This is a genomic window from Burkholderia sp. BCC1047 (genome assembly GCF_902833155.1).
GTDB lineage: Bacteria > Pseudomonadota > Gammaproteobacteria > Burkholderiales > Burkholderiaceae > Burkholderia > Burkholderia sola.
In genome coordinates, this window is sequence record NZ_CADFEH010000002.1 from 297,758 (window position 1) to 311,415 (window position 13,658).

13 protein-coding genes are annotated in these 13,658 nt (G+C 68.8%); 2 read left to right on the forward strand and 11 right to left on the reverse strand.

Translation table 11 applies throughout. The features are described 5' to 3' along the window. Positions 1-37: 37 nt before the first annotated feature. The gene (locus HWX55_RS03330) at positions 38-832 is read right to left on the reverse strand and encodes an aminoglycoside phosphotransferase family protein (RefSeq protein ID WP_175973922.1); all 795 of its coding nucleotides are present in this window, start codon (positions 830-832) and stop codon (positions 38-40) included. Positions 833-1,072: 240 nt separating this feature from the next. On the opposite strand from HWX55_RS03330, the gene HWX55_RS03335 reads away from it, so the two are divergent. Continuing rightward, positions 1,073-3,211, forward strand: coding sequence for a PBP1A family penicillin-binding protein (locus HWX55_RS03335; RefSeq protein ID WP_175973924.1), 2,139 nt, complete (start codon positions 1,073-1,075; stop codon positions 3,209-3,211). An 8-nt stretch (positions 3,212-3,219) separates the two neighbouring features. Then, a complete protein-coding gene (locus tag HWX55_RS03340; protein ID WP_175973926.1) occupies positions 3,220-3,831 on the forward strand; it encodes a trimeric intracellular cation channel family protein in 612 nt (203 codons plus the stop codon). A 31-nt stretch (positions 3,832-3,862) separates the two neighbouring features. Here HWX55_RS03340 and HWX55_RS03345 read toward each other — a convergent pair whose 3' ends face one another. The 10 genes from HWX55_RS03345 to HWX55_RS03390 all read right to left on the reverse strand — a co-directional run bounded on the left by HWX55_RS03345 (position 3,863) and on the right by HWX55_RS03390 (position 13,423). Continuing rightward, positions 3,863-4,252: a VOC family protein gene (locus HWX55_RS03345; protein ID WP_175973928.1), complete on the reverse strand. Its 390-nt coding sequence runs from the start codon at positions 4,250-4,252 to the stop codon at positions 3,863-3,865. Positions 4,253-4,347: 95 nt separating this feature from the next. Continuing rightward, positions 4,348-5,169: a heme ABC transporter ATP-binding protein gene (locus HWX55_RS03350; protein WP_175973930.1), complete on the reverse strand. Its 822-nt coding sequence runs from the start codon at positions 5,167-5,169 to the stop codon at positions 4,348-4,350. 19 nt (positions 5,170-5,188) lie between these two features. Then, positions 5,189-6,277, reverse strand: coding sequence for an iron ABC transporter permease (locus HWX55_RS03355; RefSeq protein ID WP_175973932.1), 1,089 nt, complete (start codon positions 6,275-6,277; stop codon positions 5,189-5,191). Between the two features lie 15 nt (positions 6,278-6,292). Then, on the reverse strand, positions 6,293-7,210 hold the full coding sequence (locus HWX55_RS03360) for a helical backbone metal receptor (RefSeq protein WP_175974148.1): 918 nt from the start codon (positions 7,208-7,210) through the stop codon (positions 6,293-6,295). Further along, entirely contained in the window at positions 7,207-8,298 is a 1,092-nt protein-coding gene (locus tag HWX55_RS03365) for a ChuX/HutX family heme-like substrate-binding protein (protein WP_175973934.1), read from the reverse strand. Before HWX55_RS03365 ends, HWX55_RS03360 begins: the two co-directional genes overlap by 4 nt. Positions 8,299-8,347: 49 nt before the next feature. Further along, positions 8,348-10,627, reverse strand: coding sequence for a TonB-dependent hemoglobin/transferrin/lactoferrin family receptor (locus HWX55_RS03370; protein WP_175973936.1), 2,280 nt, complete (start codon positions 10,625-10,627; stop codon positions 8,348-8,350). Positions 10,628-10,859: 232 nt separating this feature from the next. Then, a complete protein-coding gene (locus tag HWX55_RS03375) occupies positions 10,860-11,087 on the reverse strand; it encodes a hypothetical protein (protein ID WP_012339294.1) in 228 nt (75 codons plus the stop codon). 186 nt (positions 11,088-11,273) lie between these two features. Continuing rightward, positions 11,274-11,657: a DUF6232 family protein gene (locus HWX55_RS03380; RefSeq protein ID WP_089437219.1), complete on the reverse strand. Its 384-nt coding sequence runs from the start codon at positions 11,655-11,657 to the stop codon at positions 11,274-11,276. A 124-nt stretch (positions 11,658-11,781) separates the two neighbouring features. After that, positions 11,782-12,042: a DUF2866 domain-containing protein gene (locus HWX55_RS03385; protein ID WP_124555281.1), complete on the reverse strand. Its 261-nt coding sequence runs from the start codon at positions 12,040-12,042 to the stop codon at positions 11,782-11,784. 220 nt (positions 12,043-12,262) lie between these two features. Next, a complete protein-coding gene (locus HWX55_RS03390; protein WP_050012147.1) occupies positions 12,263-13,423 on the reverse strand; it encodes a porin in 1,161 nt (386 codons plus the stop codon). Positions 13,424-13,658 lie beyond the last annotated feature (235 nt).

Sequence of the window (13,658 nt, forward strand, 5' to 3'; positions counted from 1 at the left end):
ATCCGCGATGGGCTGTTTTCATGGTCGATGCGCATTGCTACAGCCCGAGCACACCCGCCGCGAGCATCGCAACCTGCAGCCGCGTATCGGCCGGCAGATCGTCCTCCATCAACCACACCGCCGACAACCCGGCCCACGCGAGTATCCACTTCAACAACCGTCGCCGTTCGAGCCGCGCCGCATCGGCCACGATCACGACACGCCGCTCGAAACATACCGGATCGACCGCGATGTCATGCGCAGGGTTACAGAACAGATTCGCGTAATCGAACGTGCGCTCGCCGCGCAGTCCTTTCGGATCAATCGCGCGCCAGCCGCGATCGCCGAAATGAAGGATGTTGTCGTGGTGAATGTCGCCGTGCAGCACGACTTCGTCGACGGATGGCCCCGCCAGCAACTGACGAGCGACCGCCGCCGAACGGCGCAGCGCATCATTGTCGGCATCGTTCGACAGCAACGCGTAGAACCAGTCATGCAGCGGCACGGCCGGCGGCACCTGCGGCGCACGATGCGCGTGCAGCCGCGTGACGACGTCGCACGCGATGCACATCGTGTCGTCGTCGTGGCCCGCAGCCGACAACGCGGCGAGCGTCGGCGCCGGTTGTGCGCGTTCGAGCAGGATCGCGTCGCCGTCGTGCTGCCACACTTGCGCAGCGCCTTGCCCGTCCCACCAGGTCATCAGCGCATTGCCGCGCCGCTCTTCGTCGCAAGTGGCGACTTTCAGCATCGCGGGCCGCGCGTGCCAGACGACCGGCAGCAGGCCGCCGCTTGCGGTCAGGATTGGGCCGCCGTCGGGGACGAGGCCCCACAGGTCGAGGTATCGATCGAACATCCGACGATGGTACAAGCGAACCGGTTCACGCGCCCGGCGCGCTCGTCGCGACGAATGCCGCAAACCCGCATACACGGTGCGAGCGGGCTCCAAAGCGCTTTCCTAAATAAAATTTAGCCAGCCAAACTTTGGCTAAAGAATGTTCCGGTTTCATGCCATCCCTTCGACAATGCGCGCCTTTCGTGACCGATCGGCGCCTGTCTCGCGCCGGTCGTCGCGGCACTGAAGAAGGAGCTCGACATGACCGACCCCACCGCCAATCCGCCTCCGCCGCCCGCGCCGCCCTCCACACCGCCGCGCCGCCGCCGCGTATGGCGCACGCTCGCGGGCGCGCTGCTCGGCCTGACGCTCGCATGCGCGGGCATCGGCGCCTGGACGATCGATCGCATCTGGACGCAGCTGCCGTCCGTCGAGCACCTGGCCGTCTATCGTCCCGCGCTGCCGCTGCGGATCTTCTCGCGCGACGGCGATCTGCTGGCCGAATACGGCGTCGAGCGGCGCGAGTTCGTGCCGCTCGAACGCATCCCGCCGCTGATGCGCCACGCGCTGCTCGCGGCCGAGGACGCAAAGTTCTACGAGCACGGCCCGGTCGATGTCGGCGGCCTCGCGCGCGCGACGTTCGCGAACGTCGTGACCGGCCAGCCGGGGCAGGGCGGCAGCACGATCACGATGCAGGTCGCGCGCAACTTCTACCTGACGCGCGACAAGGTGCTGAGCCGCAAGCTCGCCGAGATCCTGATGGCGGCCAAGCTCGAACGCGCATACAGCAAGAACAAGCTGCTCGAGCTGTACATGAACGAGATCTATCTGGGCGAGCGCGCATACGGCTTCGCGGCCGCCGCGCACGTGTACTTCGGCAAGCCGCTCGACGCGTTGAGCGCGGGCGAGGCGGCCGTACTCGCCGGGCTGCCGAAGGCGCCGTCCGCGTTCAACCCGGTCGTCAACCCTGCGCGCGCGACCGCACGGCGCAACTACGTGCTCGGCCGGATGCATGCGCTCGGCCAGCTCGACGATGCGGCGTATCGCGCGGCCGTCGACGCGCCGATCGCGCTGGCGACCACGCCGCCGCCGGGGATCATCGCGGCGCCGTACGTCGCCGAGCGGGCGCGCCGGATGATGGTCGAGCGGTTTCATGACGACGCGTACACGCTCGGCCTCGACGTGACGACGACGATCTCGATGCGCGACCAGCGCGCCGCCGAGGCCGCGCTCGATCGCACGTTGAGCCGCCAGTCGCGCGCGACACGCGATGCGCGCAACGGCCTCGAAGGCGCGCTCGTGTCGCTCGATGCGGCCACCGGCGACATGCTCGCGCTGGTCGGCGGCGCGGATTTCAATCGCAACGTGTTCGACCATGCGCTGCAGGCGTATCGGCAGCCGGGGTCGAGCTTCAAGCCGTTCGTCTATTCGGCGGCGCTGGAGAAGGGCTACTTCCCCGGCGTGCTCGTCGACGATACGCAGCGCACGCTCACGCACGCGGAAACCGGCGCGCGGCCGTGGCGTCCGCGCAATTTCGGCAATCGCTACGAAGGCTTCATCCCGGTGCGGCGCGGGCTCGTGCGCTCGAAGAACCTGGTCGCGGTCAGCCTGATGCAGGCCACCGACGCGCGCTACGTGCAGCAGCATGCGGTGCATTTCGGCTTCGACGCGCAGCGCAATCCGGCGTCGCTGCCGCTCGCGCTCGGCGCGGGCGCCGTGACGCCGCTCGAACTCGCGAGCGCGTACAGCGTGTTCGCGAACGGCGGCACGCGGATGGAGCCGCGCCTGATCCTGTCGGTGAAGCAGCGTCACGGCGGCGCGATGTACGAGGCGACCGTGCCGGCAGGCGAGCGGGTCGTGTCGGCGCGCAATGCGTTCGTGATGGACAGCATGCTGCGCGACGTCGTGCGCGCCGGCACCGCGCGCGGCGCGCTCGCGCTCAGGCGCGACGACGCGGCCGGCAAGACGGGCACGTCGAACGGGTCGAAGGACGTATGGTTCGCCGGCTATTCGTCGGGCATCGTCGCGGTCGCGTGGCTCGGCTACGACACGCCGCGCCCGATGGGGCGCGCGACCGGCGCGACGCTTGCGCTGCCGGTCTGGCTCGACTACATGAAGACGGCCGTCGACGGGCGCACGCCGGTCGATGCGACGCCGCCGCAGGACGTCGCGCTGGTCGACGGCGATTTCGTCTACGCCGAATACACGCGCGGCACGTGTACGGCCGACGTGCCGGTGTATATCCGCAGCCGCTTTGCGTGCGGCGGCGCGGCGGCCGTCGATGCGTCGGATGCGTCCGATGCACCGGCCGGCGACGGCAAGCGCGGCGAACCGATGCCGGCCGCCGTCGATGCGGCCGAGCGCGAACGCGTGCTCGACCTGTTCCGGACCGACGACTGACGCGCACGATGCATACGCTCTATCTGATTGCGATCGTCGCGGAAGCGATGTCGGGGGCGCTGATGGGCATGCGTCGCGGGATGGACCGCTTCGGGCTCGCGCTCGTCGGCGCGGTGACGGCACTCGGCGGCGGCACCGTGCGCGACGTGCTGCTCGGCCACTATCCGCTCGGCTGGATCGCGCATCCCGAATACCTGGTGATCACGCTCGTCGCGGCGACCGTCGCGTCGTGGGCGGCCCGGCACGTCGCGCGGATGAAGACGCTGTTCGTCACCGTCGACGCGATCGGCCTCGCGGCGTTCACGATCATCGGCTGCGACATCGGCGCGTCGACCGGCACGGCGCCGATCATCGTCGTTCTGGCCGGCGCCATCACGGGCGTGTGCGGCGGGATGCTGCGCGATTTACTCTGCAACGAGATGCCGCTGATCCTGCGCGAGGAACTGTATGCGAGCGTCGCGTTCGTCACGGGCGCGCTGTATGTCGGGGTGCAGCATGTCGGCATCGACGCGGGATTCGCGACGCTCGTCGCGCTGGCGGCCGGCTTCTCGATGCGAATGCTCGCGGTGCGGCTCGGCTGGAAGATGCGGAGCTTCGGCGCGGCGGATGTCGAGCGTTGAGCGCTCGCGCCGGAGGTTGCCGCGCCGGCGCTCAGTCCGGCTGCATCAGCTGAAAGACGTTCCCTTCCGGATCGACGCCGTCGACCATCCGGTACGGAAAGCCGTCGTAGCGCTTCAGATCGCGCACGGTCACGCCGTCGCGGGCGAGCCGGTCGCGATACGTGTCGATATCGGCGTCGATCGTGAATACGAGTTTCACGTTGCTGGTGGCTGCGTGCGCGTTCGTGTTTGCGAATGCGACCGCATCACGGAACGCCGGCCCGGCCCGATGCAGCGCAAGTTCAATTGCGCCTGCGTCCAACACGGCCCATTCGCCGTCGATCTCCTCGATGACGGGCAGCGCGAAATAGCGTTGATAGAACGCCTTCAGCAACGCGACGTCGCGGACGTACAGGATGATGCGGGTCATCGGAAGCGGCACGGAGGTTTCCTCGAAAGGGGCAGACGAACAATATCGAGCGAACGCCGCCGCTGACGGCAGCGCACGACGCTACGATCATGGGACACACGCCCGCGCTACGCGGGCACCATCACCGGCGGCGTCCCGTCGCCGGTTTCCACCATCTTCACCGCGAAACCGTAGCACAGCGCGATGTGGGCCGGCGTCATCACGTCGCGCGGTGCACCCTGCGCGACGATCGTGCCGTCGGCGAGCATCGCGATCGTGTCCGCATGTCGCGCGGCGAGGTTCGGATCGTGGACGATCGCGAGCACGCCGAGCTGCCATTCGCGCGCGACGGCGCGCACGGTATCGAGCAGCCGGTGCTGGTGCGCAAGATCGAGCGCGGCGGTCGGCTCGTCGAGCAGCAGATAGCGCGGGCCGGGTTCCGTCGCGTCGTGGTCCGGCCACAGCTGCGCGAGGACGCGGGCGAACTGCACGCGTGCGAGCTCGCCGCCGGACAGCGTCGTGACGTCGCGGCCGACGAGCGCATCGGCGCCCGCGCGTTCGAGCGCGCGCCACGCGATGTCGCGATCGCGATGTGACGTGGCGCCGCTGCGCCGCGCATGCGGATAGCGGCCGAGCAGCACGATTTCGTCGACGCTGAACGGGAACGCGGGCTGCGCGGCCTGCGGCAGCACCGCGCGCAGGCACGCGAGCCGCGGCGCATCGATGCGCGCGAGCGGTTCGCCGTTCAGCGTGACGTCGCCCGTCACGCGCACGCCGTTCGGCGCGACGCTGCCGGTCAGCTCGCCGGCGAAGGTTTTCAGCAGCGTGCTCTTGCCCGCGCCGTTGCGGCCGAGCAGCGCGGTCACGCGGCCGGGTTCGATCGACAGCGACAGGTCGCGCAGGATCGTGTCGTGCCGGCGGGCGACGTCGAGGTGATGGGCGGTCAGCATGGTCGTCGTGAAGAAGGGATTAGCCGCCGAGCGCGCCGCGGTTCTTCCACAGCAGCGCGAGGAAGAACGGCGCGCCGAGCAGCGCGGTCAGCACGCCGAGCGGAATGTCGGCGGGCGCGGCGACGGTGCGCGCGGCGAGATCGGCCGCGAGCGTCAGCAACGCGCCGAGCAACGCGGCGCCGGGCAGTACGATGCGCTGGTCGGGGCCGCACGCGAGGCGCACGCAATGCGGCGCGACGAGCCCGATGAAGCCGATGATGCCCGCGCACGACACGAGTGCGCCGACCGCGAGCGCGACCGCGACGAGCACGCGCCGCTTCAGTCGCTGCACGGGCACGCCGAGATGCAGCGCTTCGGTTTCGCCGAGTTGCAGCGCGTTCAGCGCATCGCGTTCGCGCACGAGCAGCATGCAGCCGAGCGCGACGCACGGCGCGACGGCCGCGAGCGTCGACCATTGCGCGCCGCCGAGGCTGCCGAGGCTCCAGAAGGTCAGCGAGCGCAGCTGCGCGTCGTCGGCGACGAACGTGAGCAGCCCGATCGCCGCGCCGGCCAGCGCATTGATCGCGATGCCGGCGAGCAGCAGCAGCGGCAGCGCGAGCCGGCCGCGCGACGCGGCCAGCCGGTAGACGAGCGCCGCGACCGCGAGGCCGCCCGCGAACGCGGCAACCGGCAGCGCGGCTGCGCTCGCGTGCGCGGCAAAGAGCATGGGGCCGAGCACGATCAGCGTGGTCGCGCCGAGCGCGGCGCCGCTCGACACGCCGACGAGCCCCGGATCGGCGAGCGGATTGCGGAACAGCGCCTGCATCGCGGCGCCGGTCGCGCCGAAGCCGCCGCCGACCAGCAGCGCGAGCACGACGCGCGGCGCGCGGATGTCGAGCAGCACCGCGCGCGCCTGCTGCGCGGCCGCGTCGCCGCTCAGCGCGGCCCAGGCTTGCGCCAGCGGAATGCGGTACGCGCCGACGCACAGCGCGACGACGGACATCGCGCCCACCAGAACGGCGAGCGCGGCGAGGACGAACGGCGCGAAGCGGCGCGACGTGCCGATGCGTGCGGCGCCGGCGCGCGAGGCGGGCGACGGCGCGTTGAAGGGCGAAGCGTGAGCGGGCATCGGGTCGATCCGGAATCAGGCGAGCGCATCCGACAGGCGTCGATGCAGGGTCGTGACGGCGAGCGGCAGGCGCGGGCCGAAGCCGAGCAGGAACAGCGCGTCGAGCGACACGACGCGCCGCGCGCGGCCGGCTGGCGTCGCGCCGAAGCCGGGCGTCGCGAGCAGCGCGGCGTGGCCGCCGACGGCCGCCAGCCCTTCGTCGGAGATCAGCACGACGTCGGGCGCGGCCGCCGCGAGCGCCTCGGTCGTCAGCGGCTTGTAGTGCTCGAAGCCCTGCATCGCGTTGCGCGCGCCCGCGTAGCGGATCATCGCGTCGGCGGCCGTGCGCTGGCCCGCGACGAGCGCCTGGGTGCCGGTGTGGTTCAGCACGAACAGCACGCGCGGCGGCTGCGCGCCGCCGGGCACGCGCGCGGCGACCGCGTCGCGCGCGGCCTGCCAGTCGCGATCGAAGCGTTGCAACAGCGCGGTGCCGGCGTCGCGTACGTCGAGCGCCTGGGCGACGCCGGTGATCTTCGCGCGCACCGATTCGACGTCGTGGCGCTCGTCGAACGTCGTCACCGTGACGCCGGCGCCTTTCACCTGCGCGATCGCCGTTGGCGGGCCGGCTTCCGCGGAGGCCAGCACGAGATCGGGCCGCAGCGACAGCAGCCCTTCGGCCGATAGCGCGCGCTGGTAGCCGACCTTCGGCAGGCGCTTCGCGGCGTCGGGATACGTGCAGGTCGTGTCCGCGCCGACGAGCCGGTAACGCGGCGTCTCGGTGCCGCCGAGCGCGAACGCGGTTTCCGCCAGCGCGCCGCCGATCACGATCACGCGTTTCGGCGCGGCGGCAGCGACCTGGGCGAGCACGCCGGCGGGCAGCGCGCCCGCGAGCGCACCGGTCGCGGCGCCGGCCAGCAGCGACCGGCGGCGCGGATCGAACGGCCGCGCGCTCACCGCGCGGCCCCGCATGCGGCCGCCGGCAGCGTCGCGACGAGCGCGCGCCAGTCGTCGCGCTCGACCTTGCCGGGCTTGCGCTCGCCGAACAGCAGCGCGACGTGGTCGCCCTGCCGGTCGAACAGCTCGAGCGACGTGACGATGCCGTCGCTCGTCGGCTTCTTCACGACCCATGCGGCGGCGATCAGGTCCTCGCGCACATGCAGGTTGAAGCCCGGATCGAGGACGTTGATCCACGCGCCGACCTCGCGCACGTTCGCGACGGGGCCCGTATGGATCTGGATCATCCCCGCGTTGCCGACGAACACCATGATCGGCTGGCCGCTTTTCGCCGCGTGTTCGAGCACGTGGCGCAACGCATGCGCGGTTTCGACCGGATACGCGTAGTGCGGATCGGCGAGGCGCAGCGCCTGCATGCGGCTCACGCCGAAGCGCTGCGTGATGCCGAAGAACTGGTGCGTGTCGGTCATCGCGTCCCATGCGGCGCGAAAGCCCGCGACGTCGATCTCGCTATCGGCGCGCTCGGGCGTTTTCGGCGTAGCGGGCGCAACCGCGAGGCCCGGCTCCTGCGACGGTGCTCGCCAGCGTTCGACGAACGCGTCGTACGCGGCGTGATCGCTGTGCGCGCGCAGATAGACCTTGTGGATCGCATGGCCCTGCGCATCGAAGAACTGCAGGCTCTTCAGCGGGCCGTGCGCGGTCTCGTCGCGCACCGCGAACGCCGACACCCAGTGACGATAGAAGATGCGCAGGTCGATGTCGCCGAGCGCGAGGCCGACCGGGCCGTCGTGGCTCATCTGCGCATATTCGCCGTCCTTTTCGTGGACGGCCGTGTCGTTGCGCGTCAGCGCCATCACGCGGCCGAGGCGCGGCATTTCCTCGAACATCGCCGGAAAGCGCGCGTCGAGCCGCACGACGTGCTCGCCGACGAACGCGGCGAGCGCCTCGCCTTCGCTGACGCCGAGCGCCTGCGCGACGTCGCGGTTGCGCAGCTGACGCTCGGTCTTGAGCTTGACGAACGCGTCGCGCAGCGCGGCGGCCGCGCGGGCCGGCGTGGCCGATTGACCGGGAAGGGCGGATTGCATCATGTCGGACTCCTTCGAGTAACGGTTGGGGTGGGCGCGCGGGCGACGCGCATCAGAAATCCACTTTCATGCTGACGGCGACCGTGCGGCCGGGCGACGAATACGCGTCGAGCACCTGCGAATCGGCCGCGATGCCGCGCACGTCCGACCAGTTCCAGTACTTGCGGTCGAACAGGTTGCGGATGCCGATGGTCGCGCTCACGTGCTTGTTGAAGCGGTAGCCGCCGCGCAGGTCGACGACGAATGAAGACGGTGGCGCGAAGCACGACGTTCTCGCCCCCGGGCACGCGTTCGCCGGGATGTCCTTGTCGCGTTTGGCGGCCTGGAACAGCAGGTCGGTCTGCACGAACCAGCGTTCGCTCGGTTCATATCGCACGCCGAACACGGCCGAGAACGGATTGATCGTGTCGAGCGGCTGGCTGGCCGCGCCGTTGTCCTGCGTCGAACCCTTCGTGAAGGCCATCGCCGTCTTCAGCGTGATGCCGTTCGGCATCACCCATTCGGCGCGGCCTTCGACGCCGTGGATGCGCACGTCGGCGAAGTTCACGTACTGGAACACGAACGGGTCGACCGGCCGGCCGCTGCCGGCGATCGTCGTGCGCGAGATGAAGTTGCGGTAGCGGCCGGTGAACGCGGCCGCGCTGTAGCGCACGACGCCGTAGCCGGTGCCGGCCTTGCCGCGCAGGCCGGCTTCGAACGTGTCGCTGGTTTCGGGCTTCAGGTTCGGATTGCCGATCGACGTGTAGCCGTACACCGGGTTCGAGAAGCTGCTGTTCACCTGGTCGGGCGTCGGCGCACGGAAGCCGTGCGCGTACTGCACGTACGGAATGACGGCGGGCGTGATCTCGTAGAGCACGGCGACGCGCGGCGACAGTTCGTTCGCGCTCGTCGACACGGCCTTGCCGGTGAACAGCGGATCGTTTTCGGTCGGGCTCAGCCGGTACGTGTCGAAGCGCAGGCCCGGCGTGACGAGCAGGCGGCCGTAGCCGATCTGGTCCTGCACGAACGCGCCGAACAGCGTGTAGTCGGTGTCGGGGAACGCCTTGTTCGGAAACGCTTCGCCGACGCCCGGCACCGTGCCGTCGCGCAGGTTCGTCACGCGCGAGACGCTGCCGTCCACGCCGTAGAGCAGCTTGTGCGCGAGCGGGCCGGTCGCGAAGCCGCTTTCGGCGAATGCGGCGCCGCCGAACGTGCGTTCCTTGTACTGGTTGTCGCGCGAACGCGACGGCTGCCTGCCGCGCGTCTCGAACGCGTACTGGTCCTGCTTCGCGTCCTGGTAGTAGAACTGCACGTGCGCGGTCTGGAACCAGCGGAACGTGTCGTCGCGGAAGTCGTAGTCGACGCTGAAGCGGTTGCGCTCGAGCCGGTCGTGCGTCGTGAGGCCGAGCGTGGCCGGCGCATTGATCGCCGACAGCACGTCGGTGCTCACGCGCCGCTGCACCGTTTCGGCGGTGAACTTGATCGTGTCGCGCGCGGTGGGCGTCAGCACGAGCTTGCCGAGCAGCGATTCCGAATAGACGTCCTGCGGGTTCGACGTCGTGCGCAGCGTGCTCGCCGAATTGTTGCTGCCGCGCGTGTCGACCTCGTGGCCGCGCCGGCCGTCGGCGATGATCATCCCCTGGATGCGATCGTTGCCGCCCGCGGCCGACACGGTCGCGCCGATGCTGCGGTCGGTCGAGTCGTAGCTCGGCCGGAACGAGAAGTAGTAGGGCTTTCCGTAGATCGACAGCAGGTCGCGCGGGTCCTTCGTGATGAAGTTCACCGCGCCGGTCAGGCCGTCGCTGCCGTACAGCGCCGACGCCGGCCCGCGCAGGATCTCGATGCGCTTGAGCGTGTCGAGATCGGCGTAGTCGCCGCGGCCCGCTTCGAGCGGACCGAACGAAAACGCGTTCGGCAGGCGGATGCCGTCTTCCATCAGCAGCACGCGATTGCCTTCGAGGCCGCGGATGTTGATGCTCGAATCGCCGTCGCGGCCGCCGCCGAGCGCGGCGCTGCCCGGCCGGTACGCGGTGCGGCGCACCGTAATGCCCGGCTCGTAGCGCAGCGCGTCCTTGATGTTGGTGACCTGCTGTTCTTCGAGATCCTCGTCGGTGATCACCGACACGGACGCCGCCGTGCGGCTCGCCGCGGTGGCGGTGCGGGTGGCCGTGACGGTGACGGGATCGAGCAGCGCCGCATCGCCGCGCGCGGACGCGGCGGCGGTGGTCAGAACGGCGGAAGGCGGGTTGGCGCCTTGCGGCGACGAATCGGCGTGAGCCGGGGCAGCGGACAGGCCGAACGCGCCGAACAGCGCGGCACAGATCGGCCGCCGCGCCAGCGTATAGCAATGCACAGGTGGTCTCCCATTGACGATAACAAGCCCGAAGGCTGGCTGGGCGACGCGTTCACCTGGCTGGCCCGTTTGCGCGCGACGTGCGGCAAACGGCGATTTGAAAGGCAACTGACAACCTTGTCAGTTTAAATGAGAATTATTATCAATACAAGAACGCAAAGCGGCGCATGCGAGTGAGCACTTGCATGCACGGCTCGGGCGAGCCGTGGCGCAAATTTGAGAGAAACAGGGGCTAAGCCAGCGCTTCGATGCGAATCAGCAGGTTGCGCGCATGCGCGATGAACGCGTCGTGCGTGGCGCGATCGCTGTGGCTTTCGATGCCGGCCTGTTCGGCGAACGCGATCTGTTCGGTGTAGAGCTCGACGAGCGCGCGGCGTGTGTCAGGGGGAAGCGCGCGGATCATCGACACGATCAGCAGTTCCTGTGCGCGAAGCATGCCGGACAGCGATTGAGCGTTCATGCTGGCCTCCTCGGACGATGCGGCGGCGAGCCGCTCTTTCCATACTAGGCGGTCGGCGTCCGCCGTGGAGGCGAGGTGCGTGTGGAGCGGCGCATGGCACGCGATTCGACGGACAGGCCGCGCGCGCCGACGCTCGCCGCAGGCGTGCGGCAAGCGCGAGTCGAAGCGTGCACGAATGGAGTGGAATCAGCCGGCGGCGGTGGCGGACTGCGCATCGCGCACGACCTGCGCGACGCGTTCGACGAACGCGGCGTCGACGCTCGACAGCGCTTCGCGCTTGCCGTCGGGCATCTCGACCATCAGCCGATACGTGATGTCCTGCGTGGCCCACGCGAGATAGCCGACGACGACGAGCATCACGCCGACCACCAGCGCGGCGCTCGATGCGCCGATGCCGCCCGCGACGGCGATGGCCGCGCCGATCAGCGAGATCAGCGACGGCACGAGACGGTTCTTTGGAATCTTGACGACATCGACCTGGCGGATGTCACGCAGTGCGAATACCTGCCCGGCGGCCGACAGGCCGTTGCGCGTGACCATGACGCCACGTTCGTTGAATGCGTTTTCCATCGTGTGTGACGTGGACGAAAACGCGCAGCGTAGCAGGTTTCGTTGCCGCGTCAAACGAGACCGACTGCCGCACGATGCGTGCGGCGCGGCCGGCGGACGGGAAATGGGGGGAGTGGAAACGCGTTCAGAACTGCAGCCGGCCGTCGCCGTAAAGCCGGCCCGGCACGTGCGACGCGACGACCTCGGCGATCTCTGCGTCGGTCGATTCGGCCGGCACGATCTGGCGCCGCGCGGGTGCATCGAGATGCATCGTCCACTCGACGAGGCGATACGGACGGCCCCATGGCCGCTGCATTTCCACCGAGACGCGGCAGCTCTGGACCGGCAGCGAGTGTTGGCACGTCAGAATCGCGTGCAGATGGCTGAAAACGGTATCTTCGATCATCGTGGCCTCCGATCCTGTCTTGTGGGCAGTTGATGGCGGTGCCGTAGGGTGTCTCAAAAAAAAAGCCGCCGATGCTCAGGCGGCCAACAGGGGGGGTGAGAGCATCGTCTCAGCCCAGAATTAAGCGAAACTTAAAAGCGCATAAAAAAGCGCCCCGCGTCGAGCGGGGCGCTGCGTGCCGTCCTGATCCGCGCGTGACGCGGACAGTTAAGCGGATGCTTTAGAACTTGTGACGGATACCGACGCGAGCAGCCAGCTGGTTCGACGAACCGTTGCCCGACGTATTGAAGTAGCTCGTGCTCGAACCGATCTGCGCCTGCACGTTGTTGCCCGATGCCTTCTGGTAGATGACCAGGCCGTACACGTCCGTACGCTTGCTCAGTGCATAGTCGAGGCCCACGTTGCCCTGGTTCCAGTGCGCCGAGCTGCCGCTTTGCGTCGCGTTCGTGTACGTGTAGCCCGCTGCCGCCGACAGCGCCGGCGTGAACGCATACTTCACGCCTGCTTCGTATGCGTTGTAGAACGTGCCCGATGCGCCTGCCGCGATCGGGGTGAACTGCGTGCGCGTCCACAGCAGCCATGCCGTTGCCGGGCCGAAGACATAGCGGCCGCCGACGCCATACGTGCGCAGGTCGCGGATGTTCGTCAGCGCGATGTTCGCGATCGACGTCGAGAAGGCCGGCGTCGACTGGCTCGGGAAGCGGATGTCCGTGTATGCGGCGCCGAGCGAGAACGGGCCGTTCGCGTAGTTCAGGCCGAAGCTGTATGCGCGCGACGAACCGGCCGTCGTCGTGGTGCCCGTCGTCGTCGACGGTGCGCCGGCGAAGTCGGTCGAGTTCGAGAAGCCGTACAACGCGCCGAACGTGAAGCCGGCGTAGTTCGCGCTCTGGAACTTCACCGCGTTGTTGATGCGGCTCGACGTCAGCTGGTCGATGTCGTTCACGTGGTACGCGTAGTTACCCGCGACCGTGTTGCCGCCGGTCGAGTAGTTCGAGCCGAGGATGTCGGTCGAGAACGAGTACTGGCGGCCGAACGTGACCGTGCCGTATTGCGCCTGGCTCAGGCCGACGTAAGCCTGGCGGCCGAAGATCGCGCCGCCTTGGCCGATCGTGCCGTTACCGCTGTTGAAGCCGTTTTCGAGCACGAAGATCGCCTTCAGGCCGCCACCGAGGTCTTCGGTGCCGCGCAGGCCCCAACGGCTGCCCTGGGCCACGCCGTCGTCGTACTTGAACAGCTTGCTGCTGCCGCCGTTGGCGGTCTTGCTGTGGTTCACGTAGCTGATACCGGCATCGATGACGCCGTACAGGGTCACGCTGCTTTGTGCGTGCGCCGTGCCGGCCGTTGCTGCGAGGGCGGCGATGGTCAACAGTTTCTTGTTCAAAGGATTCTCCGAGCGAATGAATGGCGTGTCCAGTTGCGGTTCCGGCGCTCTCTATGGAGCGCTTTCACGGACCGGCGCAACTTTATCGGCGGGCCACGTAATGAATATGACAGCGACTGTCATATGACGAATCTGTGGTGCCGATGCGACATTGAGGCCTGCAAGCAGGCCCTAAATTCTGCCCGGGTTGTATAGCGGGAGTTATACCGATTTCGGCTGAGATTCGATCCCCATC

Excerpts from the sequence above, each read along its gene's own strand:
- HWX55_RS03330 (WP_175973922.1), bottom strand. The coding sequence starts at position 832 with ATGTTCGATCGATACCTCGACCTGTGGGGCCTCGTCCCCGACGGCGGC.
- HWX55_RS03335 (WP_175973924.1), top strand. The coding sequence starts at position 1,073 with ATGACCGACCCCACCGCCAATCCGCCTCCGCCGCCCGCGCCGCCCTCC.
- HWX55_RS03340 (WP_175973926.1), top strand. The coding sequence starts at position 3,220 with ATGCATACGCTCTATCTGATTGCGATCGTCGCGGAAGCGATGTCGGGG.
- HWX55_RS03350 (WP_175973930.1), bottom strand. The coding sequence starts at position 5,169 with ATGCTGACCGCCCATCACCTCGACGTCGCCCGCCGGCACGACACGATC.
- HWX55_RS03355 (WP_175973932.1), bottom strand. The coding sequence starts at position 6,277 with ATGCCCGCTCACGCTTCGCCCTTCAACGCGCCGTCGCCCGCCTCGCGC.
- HWX55_RS03365 (WP_175973934.1), bottom strand. The coding sequence starts at position 8,298 with ATGATGCAATCCGCCCTTCCCGGTCAATCGGCCACGCCGGCCCGCGCG.
- HWX55_RS03375 (WP_012339294.1), bottom strand. The coding sequence starts at position 11,087 with ATGAACGCTCAATCGCTGTCCGGCATGCTTCGCGCACAGGAACTGCTG.
- HWX55_RS03380 (WP_089437219.1), bottom strand. The coding sequence starts at position 11,657 with ATGGAAAACGCATTCAACGAACGTGGCGTCATGGTCACGCGCAACGGC.
- HWX55_RS03385 (WP_124555281.1), bottom strand. The coding sequence starts at position 12,042 with ATGATCGAAGATACCGTTTTCAGCCATCTGCACGCGATTCTGACGTGC.